24 protein-coding genes and 1 pseudogene are annotated in these 23445 nt (G+C 70.6%); 17 read left to right on the top strand and 8 right to left on the bottom strand.

Translation table 11 applies throughout. The features are described 5' to 3' along the window. The first annotated feature begins 180 nt into the window (after positions 1 to 180). From FHP25_RS04760 to FHP25_RS04770, 3 genes are all read left to right on the top strand, one after another. Positions 181 to 1344: a helix-turn-helix transcriptional regulator gene (locus tag FHP25_RS04760; RefSeq protein WP_147845760.1), complete on the top strand. Its 1164-nt coding sequence runs from the start codon at positions 181 to 183 to the stop codon at positions 1342 to 1344. Then, positions 1341 to 2528, top strand: coding sequence for a helix-turn-helix transcriptional regulator (locus FHP25_RS04765; RefSeq protein ID WP_147845761.1), 1188 nt, complete (start codon positions 1341 to 1343; stop codon positions 2526 to 2528). The genes FHP25_RS04760 and FHP25_RS04765 overlap by 4 nt, the downstream gene beginning before the upstream one ends. Before the next feature lie 257 nt (positions 2529 to 2785). Continuing rightward, on the top strand, positions 2786 to 3973 hold the full coding sequence (locus tag FHP25_RS04770; RefSeq protein ID WP_147845762.1) for an amidohydrolase: 1188 nt from the start codon (positions 2786 to 2788) through the stop codon (positions 3971 to 3973). Between the two features lie 22 nt (positions 3974 to 3995). Here FHP25_RS04770 and FHP25_RS04775 read toward each other — a convergent pair whose 3' ends face one another. From FHP25_RS04775 to FHP25_RS04785, 3 genes are all read right to left on the bottom strand, one after another. Beyond that, a complete protein-coding gene (locus FHP25_RS04775) occupies positions 3996 to 4901 on the bottom strand; it encodes a fatty acid desaturase (protein ID WP_147845763.1) in 906 nt (301 codons plus the stop codon). Between the two features lie 67 nt (positions 4902 to 4968). Beyond that, positions 4969 to 6276, bottom strand: coding sequence for a type II toxin-antitoxin system HipA family toxin (locus FHP25_RS04780; RefSeq protein WP_147845764.1), 1308 nt, complete (start codon positions 6274 to 6276; stop codon positions 4969 to 4971). Next, a complete protein-coding gene (locus FHP25_RS04785) occupies positions 6276 to 6527 on the bottom strand; it encodes a helix-turn-helix domain-containing protein (RefSeq protein WP_147845924.1) in 252 nt (83 codons plus the stop codon). Before FHP25_RS04785 ends, FHP25_RS04780 begins: the two co-directional genes overlap by 1 nt. A gap of 179 nt (positions 6528 to 6706) precedes the next feature. Here FHP25_RS04785 and FHP25_RS04790 point away from each other — a divergent pair, with 179 nt between their 5' ends. The 3 genes from FHP25_RS04790 to FHP25_RS04800 all read left to right on the top strand — a co-directional run bounded on the left by FHP25_RS04790 (position 6707) and on the right by FHP25_RS04800 (position 10552). Beyond that, positions 6707 to 7321: a TetR family transcriptional regulator gene (locus FHP25_RS04790; protein WP_147845765.1), complete on the top strand. Its 615-nt coding sequence runs from the start codon at positions 6707 to 6709 to the stop codon at positions 7319 to 7321. A gap of 222 nt (positions 7322 to 7543) precedes the next feature. Next, positions 7544 to 9730 (top strand): bifunctional serine/threonine-protein kinase/formylglycine-generating enzyme family protein, encoded by a 2187-nt coding sequence (locus FHP25_RS04795; RefSeq protein WP_178133298.1) that lies wholly within the window; start codon positions 7544 to 7546, stop codon positions 9728 to 9730. A gap of 12 nt (positions 9731 to 9742) precedes the next feature. Then, positions 9743 to 10552, top strand: a complete 810-nt coding sequence (locus FHP25_RS04800; RefSeq protein ID WP_147845767.1) for a sugar phosphate isomerase/epimerase family protein — start codon at positions 9743 to 9745, stop codon at positions 10550 to 10552. Between the two features lie 159 nt (positions 10553 to 10711). Here FHP25_RS04800 and FHP25_RS04805 read toward each other — a convergent pair whose 3' ends face one another. Both FHP25_RS04805 and FHP25_RS04810 read right to left on the bottom strand, forming a co-directional pair. Next, positions 10712 to 11488, bottom strand: a complete 777-nt coding sequence (locus FHP25_RS04805) for an SDR family NAD(P)-dependent oxidoreductase (RefSeq protein WP_147845768.1) — start codon at positions 11486 to 11488, stop codon at positions 10712 to 10714. Between the two features lie 26 nt (positions 11489 to 11514). Next, positions 11515 to 12405, bottom strand: a complete 891-nt coding sequence (locus FHP25_RS04810; protein WP_147845769.1) for a protein-L-isoaspartate O-methyltransferase family protein — start codon at positions 12403 to 12405, stop codon at positions 11515 to 11517. 122 nt (positions 12406 to 12527) lie between these two features. On the opposite strand from FHP25_RS04810, the gene FHP25_RS04815 reads away from it, so the two are divergent. The 5 genes from FHP25_RS04815 (at position 12528) to FHP25_RS04835 (ending at position 15483) form a co-directional block, all read left to right on the top strand. Continuing rightward, positions 12528 to 13118, top strand: coding sequence for an RNA polymerase sigma factor (locus FHP25_RS04815; protein WP_218578181.1), 591 nt, complete (start codon positions 12528 to 12530; stop codon positions 13116 to 13118). Further along, complete coding sequence (locus FHP25_RS04820; protein WP_147845770.1) at positions 13115 to 13360, top strand: hypothetical protein; 246 nt, start codon at positions 13115 to 13117, stop codon at positions 13358 to 13360. Before FHP25_RS04815 ends, FHP25_RS04820 begins: the two co-directional genes overlap by 4 nt. Before the next feature lie 233 nt (positions 13361 to 13593). Beyond that, positions 13594 to 14202 carry a helix-turn-helix domain-containing protein gene (locus FHP25_RS04825; RefSeq protein ID WP_147845771.1) on the top strand — a complete coding sequence of 203 codons (609 nt, stop codon included), beginning with the start codon at positions 13594 to 13596 and terminating at the stop codon, positions 14200 to 14202. Further along, on the top strand, positions 14193 to 14993 hold the full coding sequence (locus tag FHP25_RS04830; RefSeq protein ID WP_147845772.1) for an SRPBCC family protein: 801 nt from the start codon (positions 14193 to 14195) through the stop codon (positions 14991 to 14993). The genes FHP25_RS04825 and FHP25_RS04830 overlap by 10 nt, the downstream gene beginning before the upstream one ends. A gap of 250 nt (positions 14994 to 15243) precedes the next feature. Then, positions 15244 to 15483 carry a hypothetical protein gene (locus tag FHP25_RS04835; protein WP_231712210.1) on the top strand — a complete coding sequence of 80 codons (240 nt, stop codon included), beginning with the start codon at positions 15244 to 15246 and terminating at the stop codon, positions 15481 to 15483. Positions 15484 to 15639: 156 nt separating this feature from the next. On the opposite strand, the gene FHP25_RS04840 is transcribed toward FHP25_RS04835, so the two are convergent. Then, entirely contained in the window at positions 15640 to 16272 is a 633-nt protein-coding gene (locus tag FHP25_RS04840) for a helix-turn-helix domain-containing protein (RefSeq protein WP_147845773.1), read from the bottom strand. Between the two features lie 94 nt (positions 16273 to 16366). Here FHP25_RS04840 and FHP25_RS04845 point away from each other — a divergent pair, with 94 nt between their 5' ends. From FHP25_RS04845 to FHP25_RS04860, 5 genes are all read left to right on the top strand, one after another. After that, positions 16367 to 16774 carry a LexA family protein gene (locus FHP25_RS04845; protein WP_147845774.1) on the top strand — a complete coding sequence of 136 codons (408 nt, stop codon included), beginning with the start codon at positions 16367 to 16369 and terminating at the stop codon, positions 16772 to 16774. After that, positions 16771 to 17253, top strand: coding sequence for a hypothetical protein (locus FHP25_RS40660; protein WP_178133299.1), 483 nt, complete (start codon positions 16771 to 16773; stop codon positions 17251 to 17253). The genes FHP25_RS04845 and FHP25_RS40660 overlap by 4 nt, the downstream gene beginning before the upstream one ends. Continuing rightward, positions 17250 to 18179: a DUF1376 domain-containing protein gene (locus FHP25_RS04850; RefSeq protein WP_178133300.1), complete on the top strand. Its 930-nt coding sequence runs from the start codon at positions 17250 to 17252 to the stop codon at positions 18177 to 18179. The genes FHP25_RS40660 and FHP25_RS04850 overlap by 4 nt, the downstream gene beginning before the upstream one ends. After that, positions 18166 to 18591, top strand: a complete 426-nt coding sequence (locus FHP25_RS04855; protein WP_147845776.1) for a hypothetical protein — start codon at positions 18166 to 18168, stop codon at positions 18589 to 18591. Before FHP25_RS04850 ends, FHP25_RS04855 begins: the two co-directional genes overlap by 14 nt. A gap of 323 nt (positions 18592 to 18914) precedes the next feature. Then, complete coding sequence (locus FHP25_RS04860; RefSeq protein WP_147845777.1) at positions 18915 to 19556, top strand: trimeric intracellular cation channel family protein; 642 nt, start codon at positions 18915 to 18917, stop codon at positions 19554 to 19556. Positions 19557 to 19566: 10 nt separating this feature from the next. Here FHP25_RS04860 and FHP25_RS04865 read toward each other — a convergent pair whose 3' ends face one another. Continuing rightward, complete coding sequence (locus FHP25_RS04865; protein WP_178133301.1) at positions 19567 to 21354, bottom strand: serine/threonine-protein kinase; 1788 nt, start codon at positions 21352 to 21354, stop codon at positions 19567 to 19569. A gap of 303 nt (positions 21355 to 21657) precedes the next feature. Here FHP25_RS04865 and FHP25_RS04870 point away from each other — a divergent pair. Next, positions 21658 to 22772: pseudogene (locus FHP25_RS04870) on the top strand (NAD(P)/FAD-dependent oxidoreductase). A 25-nt stretch (positions 22773 to 22797) separates the two neighbouring features. On the opposite strand, the gene FHP25_RS04875 reads toward FHP25_RS04870, so the two are convergent. Then, entirely contained in the window at positions 22798 to 23445 is a 648-nt protein-coding gene (locus FHP25_RS04875) for a glutathione S-transferase family protein (RefSeq protein WP_147845779.1), read from the bottom strand.

Genomic DNA, 23445 nt, shown 5'->3' on the forward strand with positions numbered 1-23445 from the left:
GGCCGTCTCGGTCGCCTGATTACCCCCCAAGCCGTCGATAGTATCGGCCAGCCGTGCCCGGACGTCGTCATACAACTGGATGACGAAAACGCACTTTGTGGCAGGTAGCCTGGAGTAGGATGGCTTGGCGTCAGGCCGTCCGCGGCACTGCCGCTGGTTTGGCTGTCGGGGAGGATGGCCATGCCCTCCGTGGGCGAGCGCAAGCTTGTCGCCGATCTCTACGATGCCGCCCTGGGGCACCGGGCATGGGGCGAGGCTGGCCCGCAGCTCGTGCGCTTCCTGGACGGCCACACTTTGATGCTCTCGGTGCACAATCCCCTGGGACAGGCGGTCGACCTGGTGTCGACCCTGGGCATGACAGCCGAGGATCTGCGCCAGTACGGCGAGCACTATGCCCGGCACGACCTGTGGGCTCTGGGCGCCGTCGAGAAACGCCTGTTCGAGCGGCCGGTCACCGGTGCCGAGGCGGTGGATTACCGCGTCCTGGAGCGCAGCCTGATCTACAACGAGTACCTGCGCCCCAAGCTGGACATGCACTATCTGCTGGGCGCGCTGCTGACGCTGGACAGCGGCCATTCGGTCGTTCTCGGCATCCACCGGCCGCGCGACGCGGCCGACTACACGCCCGACGACGTGCGGCGCCTGGGTCGCATCCTGCCGCATCTGCGACGGGCGCTGGAGGTTCGCCAGCGGCTCAAGCGGGAGACGCAAGCCGGGCGCGCCACCCTTGCGGTTCTCGACCGGCTGAAGCTGGGCGTCGTCCTGCTGGCGCCGACCGGCGCCCTGGTCCATGCCAACGCCGCGGCGGATGCGGTCCTGCGCGCCGATGACGGCCTCACGCATGCGCGGGGCAGTCTGCGCGCCGGCAAGGCTGACGACGACCGGCGCCTGCAGGCGCTGATCGCGGGCGCAGCCGGCCTGGGCCCCGACAGCACGACACCGCCCAGCGGCGGCCATCTGCGGATCAGCCGTCCGTCGGGATACCCGGCCTATGCCGTCATGGTCGCGCCGATGGGCACGGACAGCGACATCGCCGTGGCTGGCCAGCCAGCCGTGCTGGTGTTCATCGCCGACCCCCAGGCGCGGCCCGACACCGATCCCGCGGCGCTGATGGCGCTGTTCGACCTCACCCCGGCCGAAGCCCGGCTGGTGCTGGCCCTGGCCAATGGCGTGACGCTGCCCGCGTTCGCGAGCCAGGCGGGGCTGTCGTACAACACCGTCCGCACGCTGCTGGCCCGCGCCATGGCGCGCACGCAGACGAGCTCGCAGCTGGAGCTGTCCCGCCGCGTCCTGAGCTCGATCGCCAATGTCCCGGGCGCGCGCATGGGTGGGCTGTCGTCATGAAGCCCGCAACGGACATGGAGCTGATCACCCGGCTCTACGACGCGGCGCTGGGCCGCGTCGACTGGCAGGACGTCGCGGACCTGATCACGCAGTCGTTCGATTCGGTGACCCTGACGCTGGCGATCTACAGGCCGACCAGCAGCGTGCCGGACTTCGTCGCCAGCCGAGGGTTCACCCCGGCGCAGCGCCGGGCCTACCAGGAACATTTCTTCGCGCAGGATCCCGTCGCCGCCGAGGCGATGCGCCGACAGATCTTCAACCGCGCCGTTCTCGGATCCGACCTGGTCGACGACGACACACTGCGCCGCAGCGCCATCTACAGCGAGTTCCTGCGCCCCGACCTGAAGGCCTTCCACCTGCTGGGCGGGGAGCTGCCGCTGCCGCATGGCGAGCTCGTGGTCTTCGGCACGCACCGCCCGGAAGAGGCCAGGCCTTTCGTGCATGCCGATGTCCGCCGGCTCGACCGGTTGCTGCCGCATCTGCGCCGGGCACTGGAAATGCGCCAGACGCTGCACCTGGCGGAGGCCCACGCACGCCCGCTGCAGGGCACCCTCGACCTGCTGCCATGCGGCGCGGTGATGGTGGCAGCGGACGGACTGATCACGCATGCCAACGCCGTCGCCGAGCGCCTGATTGCGCACGGCGACGGCCTGGGCCAGCGCGACCAGCGCCTCCACGCCGCCCGCGCCGATCAGCACAGCCAGCTGCGGCGTGCCATCGAGCATGCAGGCAGGACCACGTGCCTGCGGGCAGGTGGCGAGGTTGCGGGTCATCTGCGCATCGACCGCAGCTCGGGGCAGCGCCCGTACCAAGTCATGGTCTGCCCGCTGGGCGGCGACCGCAAGGCCCTGCGCGCCGGTCACGCGGTCGCGGTCGTGTTCATCAACGACCCCGACGGCGTACCGGGACCGGAGGCCGGCCTGGTCCAGGCGCTCCTCGACCTCACGCCGGCGGAGGCGCGGGTGGTCGCGATGCTGGCCTCCGGCGTGCCGCTGCCGCAGATCGGCGCCGCGACGGGCACCAGCTACAACACCGTGCGCACGCTGCTGGCGCGTGCCATGACCAAGACGCAAACGACCTCGCAGGTCGACCTGGTGCGGCTGACGCTGGCGGTATCGGCGGTCGCCATGCCGGCGCGGTCGCAGGGACCGGGGACGCGTCCCGAGCCACGACCGTCATCCTGAATCCCGGCCATCATCCTGAACCCTACCTGTCATCCCGAGAAGCACCGTCATCCCGAGCGCAGCGAGGGATCTCCCGCGAATAGCGCACTGTGCGCCCTGCCGCAGGAGATCCCTCGCTGCGCCCGGGATGACGGCTGCGCTCGGGATGACGAGAGTGCTCGCGGTCGTGGCTTCCGTCCTGAGACGACAGCCGCGACTCACCTTTCGGCGGCAGTCGGTACTAACATGGCGGCCCCGGTTGGCGCGAAAGGTCCGTCATGGCTGCAGGCACGAGCACGCTGCATCTTCTCAACGCACGGCTTGCCGATGGCGGACGCTGGACGCTGACAGTGCGGGACGGCGTCATCGCCGCGCGCTCGCCTGCGACCGGTGCTGCCGCCGCCGTCGGCGATGGGACGCGCCTCGACCTTGCCGGCGCCCTGGTGCTGCCGGCGCCGGTCGACGGCCATGTGCATCTCGACAAGACATTCCATGGCGGGCCGTGGGTGCCGCATCAGGCCGGCGCATCGGTGCGCGAACGGATCGACTGCGAGCGGCGCCTGCGGCGTGACGCACGTCCGGCGGTCGCCGAGCGGGCGGAAGCCCTGCTGCGCCGCCTGCTGGCGGCCGGCACGACGGCGCTGCGCACGCATGCCGATGTCGACGAGAAGATCGGCCTGGCGCATGTCGAGATGCTGCTGCGCCTGCGCGACGCCTATGCCGGCGCCGTCACCATGCAGATCGTGGCGTTTCCGCAAAGCGGGGTGATGCGCCGGCCCGGCGTGGCGGCGCTGCTGGACGACGCCGTGGCGGCCGGCGCCGATCTGGTCGGCGGCCTGGACCCGCAATCCATCGACGGCGATGCCGCAGGCCAGCTCGATGCCGTGTTCGCGATCGCCCAGCGCCGCGGCGCTGGCATCGACATCCACCTGCACGACGCCGATGCCGCCGGCAACGCGCAGCTGCGCGACATCGCGGCGCGCACGCACGCCGGGGGGCTTGCGGGCAGGGTGACCGTCAGCCACGCCTTCAGCCTCGGCACGCCCGACCGAAGCGACTTCGAGCGCACCGCCGGGGCGCTAGCGCGCGCCGGCGTGAGCATCCTGACGAGCGCGCCCGGGGCGGCGCCGATGCCGCCGGTCAAGCCGCTCCTGGAGGCTGGTGTGAGCGTCTTCGCAGGATCGGACAACATCCGCGATTCGTGGTCGCCGCTGGGCAGCGGCGACATGCTCGACCGCGCCATGCTGGTGGCCTGGCGCCAGGGATATCGCAGCGATGCCGACCTGGCCCTGGCCTACGATCTGTGCGCGCGCCGCGGGGCACAGGCCCTGGGCCTGCCGTCCCGCGGCCTGGACATCGGCGATTGCGCCGATCTCATCGTCGTCGAGGCCGATGCCATGGGCGATGCCATCGCTCGCCGGCCGCCGCGCAAATACGTGATCCGCGGCGGCGTCTTGGCAGCATGACCCGAGCCGCCGAGGGCTTGCCTCACGCCGGGCGCAGCAGGCTCCGCAGATAGCGCCAATGCCAGCGCGCATAGCCGTGCTCGATCACGCCCAGCCGATCGCGCAGGACCGCGTGCGCATCGGCCAGGCGGTGGAACGGGATGGACGGATAGAGATGGTGCTCGGCGTGGAAGCCCATGTTCCACATCAGCAGCCGCACCAGCGGATTGGTGAGCGTGGTGCGCGTGTTGGCGAGGCCGTCGGCATCCTCGCTGCACCCGGTGTGCTCGGTCAGCAGGTAGAGGCGCAACAGCGGCTGGGCCAGCAGCTGCGGGCCGATCCAGAAGGCAAGCGGCACCCACCAGCCGAGCAGCACGGCCGAGCCCGACGCCAGCGCGGCGACGAAGACGGTCATCCAGCGCGTGCTCGAGGCAATGCGTGCGCGGGCATGCGGCGCGATGAAGGGATAGGCTGAAAGATCGCCGCGCCAGGCGTCGGCGATCAGCTTCAGGCGCGCCCGCCAGTAGTTCAGCGCCGCGATGCGCGCCAGGTAGCTGGCCAGCCCGGCTGGCGGGGGCGGCGTCAGCTCGGGATCGCGCACCGGGTCCTGCGTGAAGCGATGATGCGCCAGATGGAAGGCGCCGTAGAAATGCCAGTTGAGCAGCGACGGGCAGCCGACCAGCCAACCTACCACGCTGTTGGTGCGACGGCTGGCGAAAGCCGTCAGATGCATTGTCTCGTGCAGGGGCGCGAACAGCGATACCTGCACGACGCCCAGCAGCAGCATCGCTGGCAGGATCGTCCAGCCCGGCGCTACAGCCACCAGCCAGCCGGCGCTTGCCATCAGCGCGACATGCAGGCTGATCCGCGCCGCGCCACGCGCGTCGGAGCGCCCGGAAAGCGCGCGCAGGTCGGGACCCGAGAGGAGGCGAGGCGGCGAAGCACTCATGCGCAAGCCCTGATCGTCCGGACCCAGTATGAGGCGGACATTGGGAGAGGTCCACCCCAGCGAACGTTCATCTTCTGTCGATCAGGTTCAGGCGTTTTTCGAAGCCGGCGACGATGGATGCCGCCACCTGCTCGGGAAAGCTGCCTGGCAGCGCGGCGATCACGGCTGCGATGGCGGCGGGCGCCTTCTCCCGAAGATCATCGAGTATCGGCTGCACGACGGAAGCGCCGACGCCCGAGCGGATGGCGGTCTGCAGGAAGTGCCGCGGCACGATGGTGTCGACCGTGTAATGGCGCCGGTCGCCGATCGCCATGGCAAGCTTCATTCTGTTGCGTCGCACGTGGCCTGCATCGACGCTGGGCTGCGCCGAGATCACGTCATAGAGCGGCGTCAGGCGAAAGCCGCCGCCGGGCGAAAGACGAAGGCTGAAGTTCTTGGCATGACCATCGGTGGCGCCCAGCAGCCAGAAGATGATGACCGCGCGCAGGAACGTGCCGCGATCCTCTGCCGGCTCGTCGCTGCCCTTCAGCAGGTCGAGCAGGGCACGGATCCCCGGTCCGCCTTCGGACTCGTACTTGAGCGATGGCGCAACGGCGAGCGCCTGGCAGCAATCCTCCTGAGGCAGGCGCAGCAGGCGCTTGTCGCGCGTCCACAGGCGGTCGAAGCGCTCGACAACCAGCACACGCCTGCCGTCGAACTCCCGCATCTCGACGCCGGCGCTGGACAGGCCCATCGCCGCGGCCAGCTTGAGGCAGAGGAACTCGTTCTCGACGCTGTGGGACATATCGATCCCGTTGGGCAGCCGCCCGATCGACGGCTTCAGGATGTGGGTCGTCGCGGTCGTCCCCAGCGGCTTGTGCCAGTGATCTTTCCAGAACAGCAGTGCCGTCTTCTCCTGGACGCCGGCGATTGAGATGCGGAACTCGTCATCCCTCTCCAGTCCGAGCGGCGCCGGCTGGAGATTGGCGATCAGACGGGCGATGTCGCCGTCGCCGAGGCGCTTGGCGCGCAGCGCGCCGGCCGGGCCCGGCTCGCTGCCATCGGGCAGGAATTGCAGCGCGCCGACGCAGTCCCGGCCAACGGCCGCCAGCAGATGATAGGTGTCGACGCCACCGGCACCGACGCGTTCGGCGATGCGGCGGCGGATCGCGTCGCTGTCCGGCAGCAGGTTGTCGAAAACCGCAAACACCGGCGCCCCCGAATAGCGCTCTTCCCGAAGGGGCAGGGAGAGGGATACGGGAAGCGCGTGTTCCCAATCGAGCCACGACTGGTCGTAGCGGAAAGCGATGCTACCGCTGGCGCCTCGCTCCAGCCGGCCGACATGGCGGCTGTTGAGGAAGATGTTGAGCGGCACATGCTGCCGTTGACGGGGCATCAGAAGATGTCTTCGATCCGGTCAGGAGCAGCCTTGGAGCGAGGACGCACGACGAGCTCGAGGTCGAGCGCGGCCATCACGTCGCACAAGGTGCGCAACGCCGTTCCAGGCTGGCCTGCTTCGAGCGTCGAGACCGTGGCTTGCCGCAGCCCGGTCTTCTCGCCGAGCTGCGTCTGGCTGATGCCGAGGCGACGGCGCTGGCGGCGCAGCACGTCGCCGATCTGCTTGGGTGTTCGCGCGATCTGGGTCATGCATGCCTTGAGCAGGTTCGACAGGATATACGCAACAGCGGATAAATCGTCAATATACGTCATAGAGTATGATGTGAAAATATACATTTATCCGAATAAGATCCGACGTCCCTTATCCGCCAGACCGGCCGTTCAACCCGCTGCGGCGCGGCACCGGTTCGTGCTATGCCCGGCGCGTCATGTCCAGAGTTCGAATCCGCCCCACCCGTGACGAGACGCGACAGCGGCTTTTCGAGGCGGCCGCCGAAGTCTTCGCGGCACGCGGCATCGGGGCCGCCAGCATCGATGCCATCGCCGCCGCCGCCGGCTTCACGCGCGGCGCGTTCTATTCGAACTTCGAGAGCAAGGACGCGCTCATCATCGCCATGCTCGAGGACCATGTGGAGCGGTCCCTGGAGCATCACCGCGACCTGCTGGCGCGGCACCGCGATCCGGTGGCCTATGTCGCGGCGCTGCGGGCGTCGGAGCGCAGCCGCCAGGATCCGCTGGGGCGGGCGCCGCTGCTGCATATGGAGCTGGTCCTGTTCGCCGCCCGCGCCGAGCAGCGCCGTCCGGAGCTGGCCAAGCGCCTGCGCGCCCGCCGGGCGCTGGTCGCCGAGATCGTCGCGACCACCATGCGCGCCGCCGGGCATGACGTCGATCCCGCCCGGGCCGGCGCCATGCTCTTGGCGTTGGAGGACGGCTTTCGCCTGCACCGTCTCATCGATCCGGACACGACGCCGGCCGACAGCTTCCTGCGCGCGGTCAGCGACCTGACCCGCGCCATCGGCCTGGACAAGCCGCGCCAAGCCTGAGCGCAAGTCAGGACTGTCATCCCTCGCTCCGCTCGGGATGACAGTCCTGACTTGCGCTTGCTTTCGTCGGACGGCGGGCGGAGACTCAGGACCTGCCGGATTGGGCGGCTGGAACGGTCGAGCGTGGCGTCCGTCGTTGCGGGCGTGGCGCCGAATGCCGGCGTGGGGGCGCCGGCAGGCAGGGCGCCGTGCATGCCGCGGCGGGGCCAGGGGGGGAGCGTCTTGGTCGACGACAGCAAAGCAGTCGATGACACGGCGGCCGATGGCAACACGATCGCGCTGCCCGCCGGCAGCCGGGTCGGCAAGTACCGGACCTTGTCCGTGCTCGGCGTCGGCGGGTTCGGGATCACCTATCGCGCCGTCGACACCCAGCTCGACCGCGAGGTCGCGATCAAGGAATACCTGCCCACCAGCATGGCGGCGCGCCTGCCCGACATGACGGTGCAGCCGCACTCGACGCATCGGGCCGAGGATTTCCGCTGGGGCCGTGACCGCTTCCTGGCCGAGGCCAGGACGCTGGCGCGGCTGGAGCATGCGCCCGGCATCGTCAACGTGCACGACTTTCTCGAAGCCAACGGCACGGCCTACATGGTGATGGCGCTGGTGCCGGGCCAGACTCTGGAGACGGTGCTGCAACGCGAGCATCGGCTGACGCAGCCGGCAATCGAGCGCCTGCTGTATCCGCTGCTCGACGGGCTGGAGAAGGTGCATCACGCCGGCTTCCTGCATCGCGACATCAAGCCGGCCAACATCCTGGTCGATGCCGATGGCGGGCCGTCGCTGATCGATTTCGGCGCCGCGCGGGAGGCGCTGCAGGGGCGCACCCACGCGATGACCGCGGTCTTCACACCCGGCTATGCCGCCGTCGAGCAGATGACCGCGGCCCCGCAGGGACCATGGACCGACATCTACGCCCTGGCCGGCACGCTCTATCACTGCATCGCCGGCACGCCGCCGCCCAGCGCGCTCGATCGCCTGATGGACGATAAGCTGGTGCCCGCCGCCGAGATCGGCCGTGGACACTATGCGCCCAGCCTGCTGGCCGCGATCGATGCCGGCCTGGCGTTGAAAGGCGGCGACCGCCCGCAATCGATCCCCCAGTGGCGCCCGTTCTTCGCCGGCATCGCGACATCCTCGCGCGCCCAGCGCGAGGGCGCCGAGACGCGCCTCATGGCCACGCCGCTGCCGCGACGGCGGCGCTGGCTGTGGCCGGCGGTGGCCGCGGTGGTGCTGTGCGTCGCCGGCGGCGCCGGCGCCTGGGTGGTGGTCGAGGAGCGCGCCCGCACCCTGCAGCGCGAGAAGGACGAAGCGGCCGCCAAGGCGAAGGCCGAGGCCGATGCCAAGGCGAAGGAAGCCGCGGCCGCGGCCGCCCGCAAGGCGGCAGCCGACAAGGCCCGGGCGGAAGCCGCGGCGCGCGAAAAGGCGAAGGCCGAGGCGGCGGCGCGCGAGCAGGCCGACCAGGAGGCCAGGGCGCGCAAGGCCGCCGAGGATGAGGTGGCGCGCAAGGTGGCGGCGGAGAAGGCCCGCGACGCGGCCCGACCGCGCGGCGAGGCGTTCCGCGACTGCGAGCGTTGTCCGGAAGTCGTCATGGTGCCGGCCGGCACGTTCATGATGGGCACAACGGCGGCGGAGGAGGCGCGCGAGGGCACGCCGCCGAACGCGCGTGAGGTCGCCATGCCCCACCACCAGGTCACGATCGGCGCGCCGTTCGCGCTCGGCAAATACCCCGTGACGCGCGGCGAGTTTGCTGCCTTCGTGGCCGCGACCGGCCATCAGACCGGAACATCGTGCTCGGTCAATGTCGGCGGCGACAGGTGGCAGGACACGGCGGGCCGGAGCTGGCGCAATCCCGGCTACACGCAGACCGACCGCCATCCGGTTGTCTGTGTCTCGTCAGAGGATGCGCGGGCCTACGTGGCGTGGCTCAGGCGCATGACCGGCAAGTCCTACCGGCTGCCCACCGAGGCAGAATGGGAGTACGCAGCCCGCGCCGGCACCACGACGGCGCGCTTCTGGGGGGATGGCCGCGGCGAGGCCTGCGGCTACGCCAACGTCCATGACCTGACGATCGTCAGCGCCCTGGATATGCCGAAGAGCCACCACGTCTTTCCCTGTGCCGATGGGCACGTCTATTCGTCGCCGGTCGATGCGTTCCCGTCCAATCCCTGGGGCTTCAACGACATGCTGGGCAATGTGCGGCAGTGGGTATCCGACTGCTGGCACACGGGCTACGAGCGTGCGCCGGCGGGTGGCGAGTCATGGGAGGAGGGCGGTGACTGCTCGCGGCGCGTCACCCGCGGCGGATCGTGGTTCAGCAATGCCTGGGTCACGCGCGCCGCGACCCGTGGCGCCTATACGATCGGTGTGCGCAATTTCACGGTCGGCTTCCGTGTGGCGCGCGACAATTGAGGCGGATCGCTGATGATGGACAGGCCGATCGGACTTGCGGCGCTCACCGTGCTGGACCTGGCGCCACCGGCGCAGGTCGAGGCCGCGGCCGCTGCCGGCTACAGCCATGTCGGCTTGCGCCTGATCCCGGCCACGCCGCAGGAGGTGCGCCATCCGGTGGTCGGCGACACGCCGATGGTGCGCGAGCTCGCGCAGCGCCTGTCGGACACCGGCGTCAAGGTGCTGGACGTCGAGATCTTCCGATTGACGCCTGACGTGCGCATTGCCGATTTCGAGCCGGCCATGGCGACCGCGGCCCGGCTGGGGGCACAGCATATGCTGGTGGCCGGCAACGACCCGGATCCGGCGCGGCTTGCCGACAGCTTCGTGCAGCTCGATGCGGCGGCGCGCGCCTTCGGCCTGAATGCCTGCCTGGAGCCGATGCCATGGACCGATGTCGCCACCGTGGCGGCGGCGCAGCGCATCGTGGGCGCCGCGACGGGCGGCGGCGTGCTCATCGATGCGATCCACTTCTTCCGCGCCGACAACAGCCTCGAGGAGGTGGCGGACCTGCCGCGGCGATGGCTGCGCTACATGCAGCTATGCGATGCGCCGGCGGCGTGTCCGACCGACCGCGCCGAGCTGATCCGCCAGGCGCGCGGCGACCGGCTGTTCCCGGGCGACGGCGGGCTTGATCTGCGGGGCCTGCTGCGCGCCTTGCCGCCGGATATCCCGGTGAGCCTGGAGATCCCGGTGGCGCGCCGGATGGATCCGCTGGAGCGCGCCCGCCGCGCGCTTGCCGCCGCCCGCCAGGTCCTGGCGGAGGCTGAGGCCGCGCCGTAGATCGCGTGGTGCCCACAGCTCTGATAGGTGAGTCACACGCTTTCCGTCATCCCGAGCGCAGCGAGGGATCTCCCGCGGGAAGACGCACCGTGCGCCATTCGCAGGAGATCCCTCGCTGCGCTCGGGATGACGGTAGTGCGCTGCCAGTGACAGCGGGTGCTAACCGTGCCCGATATAGTCCATGCGCCCGCCGTCGACGACCAGCACCTGGGCCGTGATCCAGCCCGACTCCGGCGCCGACAGGAACGTCACGGCGTGGGCGATATCCTCCGGCTCGCCGATCCGGCCCATCATCGCCCGCTCGGCCAGCTGGCTCTCCACGCGCGCCCAGTCCGCCTGGCCGCGATTGGCCTGGGTCATGTCGGTGCGCACGAACCCGGGCGACACGGCATTCACCGTGATGCCGTGCGGCCCCAGCTCGAGCGCGAAACGCCGCGTCAGGGCAACGACCTCGGCCTTGCTCGCGGCGTAGAAGGCGTTGCCCGGCAGCGACGTGCCGATCGCGGCGATGGACGAGAGGTTGACGATCCGGCCGTAGCGCCGCTCGCGCATGGCGGCCATCACGGCGCGCGTGGTGTGGATGACGCCATCGGCGTTCACCCGCCGCATGCGTTCGAGCAGCGCCGGATCGTAGGTGTCCAGAGTCGCCTGGCGGCTGACGCCGGCATTGTTGACCAGGATCGTCACCGGCCCCCATTGCGCCATGACGCGGTCGATCATGTCGCCGACGGCGGCGCTGTCGGCGACATCCGCGCCCACGGCCATCGCGCGGCCGCCGGCGGCGGTGATGTCATCGACGACCGCCTGGGCGGCATCGGCACGGGCGGCGTAGTTCACGCAGACGGCAGCGCCACGCCGGGCCAGCATCAGCGCCGTGGCCCGGCCGATCCCGCGTCCACCGCCGGTCACGACGGCTACCTGCTCATGCCATGCCATGGCTGCCTCCCGACGTCGCGCGCCCGTCAGGATATACCCTGGGCCGGTTGGCGTTCGAGCCAGAAGCCGGGGGCGTGGTACCAGACCCGGTCGGTGTCCTGGGGGGCGGGATCGCCGCGATGCAGGGCCTGGATCGGGATCGGCTGGCGTTGCCAGGGCACGGCCGGCGCCCGCCGCGGCGTCAGCGCCCGCTGCAGGCGTGACGCTGCCGCGGTATCGCGGCCGGCGACGCAGTGGAAGATGCCGACGCCGCTGATCGCTGCGGCGTCGAACGCCGTGTCGCGACGGGTTGCGCGCAGCATGAAGCCGATGCCGTCGTCGCCGGTCAGCGGCATCAGCAGGCGGCCGCCATCGGCGAGGCGGTCGAGCCATAGCGGCGCCGGATGCGTCGAGCCGGCAAAGACCACGACCACATCGACGTCGCCCGGGTCGTGGGCGCGGCCATCGCCGGCCACGACGTCGACGTTGTCCCAGGGCGCCAGGTTGTCCGCGGCGCGTGCCGCCAGCCCGGGGTCATGCTCGACAGCCGCGACATGGCCCTCGCGGCCGACGATCTGGGCCAGCACGGCGCTGTAGTAGCCGGTGCCGGCGCCGACCTGCAGCACGCGCTCGCCGCGGCGCAGGTCGAGATGGTCGAAATTGTGGGCCCAGAAGCTGGGCATGCCGTTGTTCAGCCGGCGGGCCGGGTCGATGGCCACGAGCACGTCGTGATAAAGCCAATGCGGCTGGTCGTCCGGCGTCGTGAACGGATCGTCCGGGCGCTTGTCCGACATGATCTGCCATGGCCCCGGCCCCAGGAAGCGCTCGCGCGGCACCGCCGCGAAGGCGTCGACGATCGCAAGGTTGTGCCGTATCGGCGTCGCGAGCAGCAGCCCTTCTGCATACCATTGCCGCAGGGCTGTCGTGTCGTCATGCATGGCGTGCCTCTCGTGCCCGATTGTCGTTGAGGATGCGGCCGGCAGGGCAGGGCGCGGACGCGGCGAAAAAAATTCTGCCGCCCTGTCCGCGGCCGGCCATGCGGAGCGCATACTGGAACAGCATGGAACGGTCGACGGAACGCAACCGCCGGGGCGCCGGTGTCAGGGAAGCACCGCCGCGCGATGTCGGCCGTGCCTTGCGTGCGCTGTCGAATGCCGACCTGGCGCGGCTGAAGGCGCTGGCCCGGCTGTGGAGCCGCGGGCTGCCCGGCGGCGTGGGTTGGGCGGATGTGCTGAACGAGGCCGTCATGCGCGCCTTGAACGGATCACGGCGCTGGCCAGAGGGCGTGCCGTTGCTGGCATTCCTGTCGGGCGTCATGCGCAGCCTGTGCGACGAGCACTGGCGCCGGGCGCGGCGCGAGTCGGTGCGGATGGTCCACCAGGATCCCGTGGCGGGCGCCGGCGCCTGGGGCGACGCGGCGACGGCGCCCGATCCCGAGCGGGTGTTGGCCGCCGCGCAGGCGCTGGCCGCGATCAACCGGATGTTCGCCGACGATCCGGCGGCCCTGAAGATCATCACCGGCCTGGGCGAGGGCATGACCGCGCGCGAGATCTGCGGGCTCTACGGCATGACGGAGCGCGACTACGATTCGGCACGCAAGCGCATGCGCCGCGCCCTGCTGCGCGGCGGACTGTCATGGAGCCTACGGTGAAGAACTGGCGGCCGGATGACGAGCTGCGGCGTCTGCTCGATGCGCTGAGCGCGGAAATTCTCGCCGCGCCGGAGGAGGAGATGCTGCAGGCCGGCAGCACGACCGGGCGCACGCTGGCCGTGGCAGTGCGCGATATCCGGGAGCTGATCGCCACGGCGAACGAAGGCCAGGAGGAGACCGACCCCGGCCTGCCGCTGACCGAAGCCCGGCGCCGGCGCGAGACCTGCCTGCGACAGCACTGAAGCGCCCCAGCCGTGGCTCCTCTCCCCGCGAGCGGGGAGAGGAAGGGGCCCATGCCGAAGGCATGGGAAGGTGAGGGGTAGGAACGATCAGGCCATGTGGCAAGAAAATTGAGACTGGTCGCTCGTACCCCTCACCCTCCCATCGCTTCGCGACGGGCCTCTCCCTCTCCCCGCTTCCGCGGGGCGAGGGGTGCCTCTCTTGACAAGAAATATTGTCAATGTAGGCTGGCGGCATGCTCGACGTCGACGTCATCGCCGATCCCGCGGCCGCCGCGGCCGCCCTCGATCCGGTCCGCAGCCGGCTGCTGGCGGAGCTGACAGTGCCGGCATCGGCCGCCGCGCTGGCGGCGCGCATCGGCATCGCGCGGCAGAAGGTGAACTATCACCTGCGCGCGCTGGAGGCGCACAAGCTGGTGCATGTCGCCGAGGAGCGGCAATGGGGCGGCCTCACCGAGCGCCTGCTGGTGGCCACGGCCGCCGCCTATGTCGTGTCGCCCGAGGCGATGGGGCCGGCGGCCGTCGATCCCCGGCACAGCACGGACCGCTTGTCGGCGGGCTATCTCGTCGCGCTGGGGGCGCGGGTCGTGCGCGAGGTCGGCGACCTGTGGCGCCGGGCGCGGCAGGCCGAGAAGCGCCTCGCCACCCTGGCGATCGATACTGAGATCCGGTTCCGGTCCGCCGCCGACCGCGCCGCCTTCACATACGATCTCACCCGCGCCGTCGCCGACCTGGTGGCGCGCTACCACGATGCGTCGGCGCCGGGCGGGCGCCCGCATCGCCTGGTGGTGATGGCGCACCCGACACCCAAAGCCGCCCCGGAAAAGGCGCCATCATGCCCGTGAAGAAGGAGCCTTCGGGCCGCCGGTCGGTCCAGGCCGAAGTCGAGGTGCCCGGCACACCCGAGGCGGTCTGGCGGGCCATCGCGACCGGGCCGGGGATCTCGTCCTGGTTCGTGCCGACGGAGGTCGAGACCCAAGTCGGCGGCAAGGCTGTTTCCCATTTCGGGCCGGGTTCCAGCATGGACTCGGTCGCCACGATCACGGCCTGGGAGCCGCCACATCGCTTTTCCGCCCAGACGACAGAAGGGCCGGGGGCTGTCGCGACGGAATGGATCGTGGAAGCGCGCGGCGGCGGCACCTGCGTCGTGCGCGTGGTCCATAGCTGGTTCGCCAGCACCGACGACTGGGATGACCAGTTCGAAGGGCACACCCATGGCTGGGCGGCCTTCTTCCGCATCCTGCGGCTGTACCGGATGCATTTCAGCGGCCAGCGCTGCGCCTCGTTCCAGGTCATGGGGGTGGCGCCGGAGCCGAAGGCGGCGGCATGGGATGCGCTCGTGCGGCCGCTCGGGCTCGCTGGTGTCGCCGTCGGCGAGCAGGGGCGCACCGTGCCCGGCGCGCCGCCGCTGCGGGGCGTCGTCGAGCGCGCCGGCGAGCCGGCCTGGCCCGAAGATCTGCTGCTGCGGCTGGACGCGCCGGCGCCCGGCCTGGCGCATCTGGCGTCGTTTGCGATGGGCGGCAAGGTCTACCTGACGATCCGCTGCTTTCTCTATGGCGAGCAGGCGCCCCAGGCGGCGGCATCGGCGGAGAAGGCGTGGCAGGCTTGGATCAGCCAGCGCTTCGCAGCCAGCTGAGCAAGCAATACCGCAGCGTTGCATCGCGCCTGCCGCCGCCGCACAGTCGCGCGGCACGGTGATGGTCTTCTTCTAAGGACAGCACGATGGCGACAGTCCACCTCGAGAATGCCAGCGGCTTCGAGCAGCGCATCCGGGCGCGCACCCACAGGCTCACGGCCGACGAGCCGACCGATGCCGGCGGCACCGACAGCGGGCGGCGCCCTACGAGCTGCTGCTGGCCAGCCTGGCGGCCTGCACGGCGCTCACCCTGCGGCTCTACGTGGCCCGCAAGGCATGGGCGCTGGGGCGGATCGAGATCGACGCCCGCTTCGTGCGCGAGGCCGACGGCACCGAGCGGATCGAACGCGAGGTGCGGGTCCAATCGACGCTGGACGAGCAGCAGCTGGGCCGCCTTGCCGACATCTGCGAGAAGACACCGGTGACCGGGACGCTCAAGCGCAGCATGGCGATCGCGACACGGCTCGTCCCGGAGCCATCGTCACCATGATTATGCTAGCAGATTCGGTGTCTTAGGCGGCGTCGCATGGAATTATCGCGCATCTCAGATGCGGAAAAATTCCAGCTGCCTGAGGAGTTGTCCTGGAGCTGATGCACAGACTCGGCATTGGATGAGCGGGGGCCCGCATTCCATGCTTAATCGCGCCTATTCCCCCGGCAGCATCGCCAGCGTCGGGGCGGCCCATTCCAGGGCGACGTCCTCGATCATCGGCGCGTTGGAGGACAGCAGATTGAACTTGCCCGGCGAGTAGCCGCGCTTGACCTGCTTCAGCATCACCGGGCCGTCGGCGATCTTCACGACACAGAGCTTGCCCACGATGGCGGCGAGGTCGGGCTCGGGGTCGCGGCTGTAGAAGATGATCCAGCCGTCGGTGATCATCGGCGCCTGGCTGTCGCCGCGCACGATGACGGCAACCGTCTTTTTCGGATGGGTGCCCGGCGGGCATGGCGCCTCCGAGAGGCCGCCACCTTTTGCGTAAGAGTCCACCAGCTCCACTTCGGCGCCGGCGCCGACATAGCCCACCACCGGTATCGACTGGCCGCCGCCGACCATCAGGGTCATCGGGTCGACATCGAAGACCGCCGCGAAGCGTTCCGCCCAGCGCCAGCGCAGCAGCTCCGGACGGTTCTCGTATTTGTGGACATTCGATCGTGCGGTGCCAACGGCGATCCCGACCTGATCGAGCGTCATGCCGCGCGCCAATCGCAGCCGGGCCAGCTCGCTGACCGGGCGGCCGGGGTCGCGCTTCCTGCCCCGTCGTTGGATCTCTTTTGCCATGCTCTATAATTATCCACAAAAGGAGAAATGTCACTTCTAAAATTGAGAATAATTTGTTTTACTTTTGTTCTCTTTTACGGGATAAGGCGAATCCATGAGCCTCACCCCCCAACAGCACCGTCTGCTCGTGTTCATTGCCGATCACCTGCGGGACACCGGGGTCTGCCCGACCAACAGCGAGATGATGGCGGCGATCGGCACCCGGGCACGCGGCAATGTGCACGCCATGGTCGGCCTGCTCGAGGAGCGCGGGTATCTACGGCGCCGTTTCCGGCGGCGCTCGCGCTGCATCGAGATCCTGCGCCTGCCCGACGACGTGGCGGCCGGCTGGCTGCGCGCGGTGAGCATCGACGCGATCGTGCGCGAGCTGATGCGCCGCGGCGGCGAGCCTCCGGCGCGCCTGCTCCTGGCGGCCTGCCCGCGCTGCGGCAACGAGCTGGACGGCGAGGGAGCCCGCGAATGTATGTCATCAGATCGAGACAAGCAGCTGACGGCGGCATGAACGACGACGCGGCGGGCAGTTCACAGATTGCAGTCCAGGAATCGGATCAGCGGACGGCCCGGGCCATCTTCGGTCCCGTGCCGACGCTGCTGCCGATGCGCGCCGCGCGCCAGAACATCGCCAGCTACGTGCACCTGTACGGCGCCACGGTGACGCGGTTCGGCGAGCCCATCGAGACGATCGCACCGGCGGCGCTGTGCCGCGTCATTCGTGGCGCGCTCGAGAACACGCATGAGGGGCGCCGCGAGCGGGCCGAAACGCTCGTGCGCGCGCTGGCGCTCGGCATCATCACGGCGGAGCAGCGGCCGCTGGCCGTGCCGCGCACGGCATGGGACCTGCTGCGGCGGCTGGGGCGCCAGTCGCTGGTGGCACGCCATGTCCGCGAGGCGCCCGGCGCGGCCCGGCGCCACGACGCGTGCCGGCCATCGCCCGGCCGCGGCGAGGATACGGCATCGGCTTCGTATGCGGTCGGCCCATGACCGCTGATCTGCCGGCGCCGCCGGTGGCTGGCACGGTCGATCTCTCGGCGCTGGGCTACATGCCGCTGATGATCGCCGACCTGCTGCGCTCCAATGCCTGGCGGCAGGCGCGGCGGCGGCCGGAGCTGGGCTTCTACCTCGTCAACCTCTGGATGGCGGCGTTCTGGGGCAAGCCGGCGGGCTCGCTGCCGGATGACGACGATGCCCTGGCCGACCTCGCGAAATGCCCGCTCGAGCGCTGGCCCGAGGTGAAGGACGCGGCCATGCACGGCTTTGTGCGCTGCGCCGACGGACACTGGTATCACAGCTATCTGTGCGCCCAGGTGATCCCCGTCGCGGTCGACCGGCGCCTGCGCTGGCGCGAACGCAAGCAGCGCCAGCGCGCGTCTCTCGCGAAGGTGGCGCCGGCGCATGACGGTCCCGTGGGACACGCAGCGGAGTCCCGTGGGACGGCCGCGCCTGTCCCGCGGGACGCGCCGTTACGGGACGGGACGAGACGAGACCGGGAAGAAGACTCGACAGCGCCCGCAACGATGCGGTCGCCACACGATGCCGCTGCCACCGATGCCACGAAGCTGCCGGAGCCGGACGATGCCCAGACCAGCATCAACACCAGCGCCAGCGCCAGCGCCAGCCGCGGCACGCGGCTCGCGCCCGACTGGCGACCCGCCGCCGCAGAGCAGGCCTTCGCGGCCCGGCTCGGACTTGACGCCGACCGCATCGCCGCCGAGTTCCGCGACTACTGGCACGCCGTGCTCGGGGCCCGCGGCCGCAAGCTCGACTGGCCCGCGACCTTCCGCAATCGCTGCCGCGTGCTCGCTGGCGGCAGCGGCACGGCAGGCGCGCACCGAGCGGGAGGCACGCCAGGCGCTGCAGGCATTGCTGGCGCGGCGGCTCGGGTCATCGCCCGCCGTGGTCTTGCATAGCGCTTTCGCCGACGGCCAGTACGACGGCGACATCGCGCGCATCGTGCTGCCGGCCGGCGATGCTCTGACGCTGGCGCAGGCTTGGCGCGAGGTCGAGCCGTTATGCCGGCCGGCCAGCAGCGATCGCGACGCGGAGCGCCGGATCATCGAGGAATGGGCCCGCACCGTTGCGGTCACTGCTGGTCGCCCCGGCCACGGCATCGACGACGAGCTGGCGATCGACACGATCGTCGAGGCGCTGATCCGCTATCCTGCTGATTGCGTGCTGCGCGCCCTGCAGAACCGGCGCGCGGCGCACAAATGGCGCCCGACGCTGAGCGAGATCCTGGCCGACGTGCAGTGGCGCGCGCGCTATCGCAGCGCGTTGCGTGATGCGTTCGCGCGGGCAGGGGTGGACACCGGTCCGCGGTGAGCCACGCGCTCGGAGCGCGGGCGCCGCTGAAATAGCGTCAGTCACGCCCGTCATCCCGAGCGTTTGTGATCTTGATCTTCCCCCGGAGGGGGAAGGTGGCGCGAAGCGCCGGAAGGGGGATGTTTGAACGGATTCGATGTCGCTCAGGACCATCGAATTCGCTCGAGCATCCCCCTTCCGCCCCTTCGGGGCACCTTCCCCCTCCGGGGGAAGGATTAAGTCACACACTTTCGGGATGACGGTGGACCGGCAGGCGCGCCGTCGCGCCTGTGGGCCGGTGCCGGTAGAGTGGCCGCCGTGGCTCGCGGGCGTGGGAGTTCGTCATGGAGGTGTTGCTGCTGGTGCTGGACCTGATCGGCACCTTCGTGTTCGCGCTCAGCGGCGCGACGGCGGGCGTGCGGCGCCGGCTCGACCTGTTCGGTGTGCTGGTGCTGTCCTTCGCGGCGGCCAATTCGGGTGGCGTCGTGCGTGACCTGCTGATCGGCGCCGTGCCGCCCGCTGCGGTCAGCGACTGGCGCTATCTGGCGGCGGCGACGGCCGCCGGGCTGATCACCTTCTACCGGGCGGCGCTGATCGAGCGGCTGCGCAATCCGGTGCGGGTGTTCGATGCCGCCGGCCTGGCGCTGTTCGCCGTCGCCGGTGCCCACAAGGCGCTGGCTTTCGGCCTCGAGCCGGTGATGGCGGCAGTTCTGGGCATGCTGACGGGGATCGGCGGCGGCATCGCGCGCGACCTGCTGCTGGCCGAAGTGCCGCTGGTGCTGCGTGCCGAGCTCTACGCGCTGGCAGCGCTGGCGGGCGCGGCGGTGGTCGTGGCCGGCAGCCTGCTGCAGGTGCCGCTGCCCCTGACCCTGGGGCTGGGCGCCGGCCTGTGCTTCGGCCTGCGCCTCATGGCGATCCGGCACGGCTGGCGGCTGCCCATCGCGCGGCCGCCCGGGGCCTCGCCGCAGGATGTGCCGGACGCCTGACGGCCGCGGGTCACTGCTGCTGCGGCCTGACGTCTGCGGGCCGGGCCGAGTTGGGCGTGTCGGCGAGCTCGGCCCGGCGCGGCTTGCGCGTGGCGGCCTCCTCGGCATCATACGCGGCCAGCGCCGCCGTCGCCTGGCGCTGCAGCAGGGCGTACTGCGCGGCCGTCAGGAAGCCGGTATCGGGCGCGCCCTGCCGCTTCTGCCACAACGCGATCATCTGCCGGGTGCGCGGGCCGAACGCCTCGTCGATGCCCTGGGTGTCGAAGCCGAGCGCCGTCAGCGCCACCTGCGTGCGGCCGCGGTCGCGGGCCGTCAGGCCGAGGCTGCTTTCGGCCAGCTCGGCCTGGCGCCGGTCGGAGGCCGCCGACTGTGCCTGCTCCGCGTCGACGCGTGCTTTCGCGTCATCGACCAGGCGAGCCTCTTCGGCGGCGCGCCTGGCTGCCGCCTCTTGCGCTTCCACCGTTGCGGCGCGGACCAGAAGCGAGATTTCCGCGTCAGCGCGCGCCTCGCTCTCGGCCGCGCGGCGCACGACCGCCATGTCCTGCTGCTGGCGCCGCGCCTGCGTCTCGGCCCGGACACGGTCGATCTGGCTCTTGCGAGCCGCTTCGGCGCGATCCTGCATCGGCCGCAGCACGTAGCCGCCGGCAAGGCCGATCGCCATGGCCAGCAGCATCATGCCGGCGAAGGCCGCCGGGGCCGGGTCACGCCGCGTGCGCGCGACCAGGCGCGACACGTGGGAGCGGGAGCGCCGATGACGTGCCGGGCTCGGCGCTGCGGCGGGCTCGGCCGCGGCCTCGGCTGGCGCCGCTGCCGAAGGGGCGGGCTGCGGTGCCGGCCTCACCGCCGCGAGCAGCCCGGACGCCGCCATGTCCGCATCGCCGGCCGGCTGGCGCGCATCGAAGGCAGGGCGCCATGCCGCGATCGAGGCCGGCCGGTCCGTCGACCGGAACGCCAGGCCGGTATCGATGCCGTTCAGCAGGCCATGCGCATAGCGGCCGGCGGCCCGCTGCGTCGCCGGCGCCAGCTGCTCCGCCAGCCGCTTGATGGCGGGCACCGGCGCCTTGCCGGTGACGCAGTGATAGAGCGTCGCCGCCAGGCCATAAATATCGGTGAATGCGCCGGTCTGCCCATCCGAGAACTGCTCGACGGCAGCGTAGCGAGTGCCTTGAAGCATGGTGGGCGCGCCCCGGCGTGCCGCCAGCGCAGCCTGCGTCGCCCCGAAGCCGGTCAAGGTCGGCCGTCCCTCGACGTCGAGCATGATGTTCGAAGGCTGGATATCGAGATGCAGCAGGCCGCGCTCGTGCATCTTCTCGATGGCGCCCAGCAGCGGCGGGAGCAGGCGGTCGATCGCCTTCGGCGGCAGCGTGCCCTGTCGCGCCAGCCGTGTCGCGAGGCTCTCGCCGCGCAGTCGGGCGATCACGCGATAGGCCGTGCCGTTGGCTTCCAGGCAATCATGGACATGGGCGATGCCGGCAGTGCCGGCAAGCCCGGCCAGGGACCGGGCCTCGGCGAGGAAGAAATCCCGGCCCCAGCGGAAATCGTCCATCCATCGCGTCGAGCGCGCCACCACCGTCAGGTCGGACGTGCGCATCGCGGCTTCGATCGGCAGGTATTCCGTGACGGTGACATCGCGCTCGGCCACGGTATCGCGCGCGGCATAGGTGATGCTGAACGCATCCTGCCCGAGGACCTTGCCGATCCTGTAGATCCAGATGCGCGTGCCCGACTTCAACGCATCGGGCCGCGGCTCAACGGTGGCATGGCCAGCCGCTGCCGCAAGCGAAGCATCATCAGGCACGCCACCCCTCCGGCGTGAAACCACGCAAGCTGAATCGTCACGCACGTCGCAGGCCCAGGCCGGCCATCCCGGAGCGGATCGTCCCCACGACCAACCCGCCAAACCGTCGAGCCCATATGGCCAGTAGAATACCTCGGTTGGGATATTGTGACGAGTCCCGGCGGCATCATTTCTTGTGACCGTGACAGGATCGCCATGTTGTGATGACGATCGCGCTGGCCGTATTTCCAGGCGTTGTTCCGTGGATTTCACGGCCGTTGCTATCATCCTGGGTCAGCTGATCTTGAAGTAGAAATGGAAGTCATGCGCGTTCTGATCTGTGGTGGCGGCGTCGTCGGCGCCGCAACCGCCTACTTTCTGAGCCGTCGCGGCGTCGAGGCGATCGTGATCGAGCGGACCGGCCTGGCGTGCGCGGCGTCGGGCAAGTCCGGCGGCTTTCTGGCGCTCGACTGGTGTGACGGCACGCCGCTGGCCCCCTTGGCGCGGCGCAGCTTCGCGCTGCATGCCGAGTTGGCGCGGACGGTCGACGACGCGTGGGATACCGGCGGCTGGCCACCTATGGCGGCCTCGCCGAAGCGGCTGGCGGTGCGCCCGCCGCGCGCCGGGACGGCGTGATGGGATGGCTGTCGGCGGATGTGCAGGTGACGCATCGCCTGGGCTCGGCGCAGACCACGGCCCAGGTCGATCCCGGCGCGTTCACGGCCGCCCTGATGCGCGCGGCCGAAGCGCATGGCGCCACGCTGCGCCGGGGGCAGGTCACCGGCCTGCTGCGCGGCGCGCAGGCCGCGCGCCTGGATGGCGTGATGGTTGACGACACCCCGGTTTCGGGCGACGCGGTCGTGATCGCCCTGGGGCCGTGGTCGATCCTGGCCACGCAATGGCTGACGCTGCCCGCCGTCTTCGGGCTGAAGGGCCATAGCCTGGTGTTCGAAACCGGCGCGCAGGTGCCGGCGCAGGCGCTGTTCCTCGATCTGCAGGAGGCCGACGGCACGGCGCTCACGCCCGAGCTGTTCCCGCGCGCCGACGGCACCACCTATGTCTGCGCCATCTCCAGCGAGGCGCCGCTGCCGCTCGACCCCGCCGACGTCGCGCCCGATGCCGGCGCGATCGAGCGCCTGGAAGCGATTTGCGGACGGCTGTCGCCGGTGCTGGGGCAGGCGCCGATCCGGGCCCGCCAGGCGTGCTACCGTCCGGTGACGCGCGACGGGCTGCCGCTGATCGGCCGCGTGCCGGGCATCGCCAATGCCTATGTCGCGACCGGGCACAGCATCTGGGGCATCCTCAACGCCCCGGCCACCGGCGAGGCGATGGCCGATCTGATCACAACAGGCGCCGCGGTCGCCGTGGACCTGAGGCCCTTCGATCCCGCCCGGCTGCCTCCGTTCGATCCGGCCCGGCTGCGGCTTGGCGAGCGGTGAGGGCGGCGCCGGCCGTCGTCCAGCGCTATCGCGGGAACAGGTGCCGGTAGGGCTCGGCCTCGGCGAGGACCCGCGCCACCGCCGGGCGCTGCGTCAGGCGGTCGAGATAGGAAGCGGCGTGCCGGTGGCTGCTGCGGAACGGCAGCACCTCGTTGGCATAGTACAGGGCCGGCAGGGCGGCACAGTCGGCCATGGTGAACATGTCGCCCATCGCCCAGGTGGTGTCGGCCGTCTGCTGGTCGATCACGTCGTAAGCGGTGCGCAGCTGGGCCTGGGCCTCGGCGACGCCGATCGGGTCGCGGCCGTCGGATGGACGCAGCCGGTTGGCGACGATGCGCTGCATCGGATACGCGACATAGTGGTCATAGAAGCGATCGCGCAGGCGCGTCGCGAGGGCGAGGTCCGGATCGGCCGGCAGCAGCGCCGTGGCGCCCGGATAGTGCTGCGCCAGGTACTCGATGATGATGCTCGACTCGGGGACGGTGCGGTCGCGCGCATCGTCGCGCAGCACCGGCATCTTGCCGATCGGCCATAGCCGCTTGAAGGCCGCGTTGGCCGCCGGATCGCCGAGGTCGACGATGTGCGGCCTGAACGGCGTGCCGTTCTCGTAGAGGGCGATCAGCACCTTCTGGGCGAAGGCCGCCAGCGGGTGGCAATGCAGCGTGAGGGACAT

Origin of the sequence: Vineibacter terrae (assembly GCF_008039615.1) — a bacterium.
GTDB lineage: Bacteria > Pseudomonadota > Alphaproteobacteria > Reyranellales > Reyranellaceae > Vineibacter > Vineibacter terrae.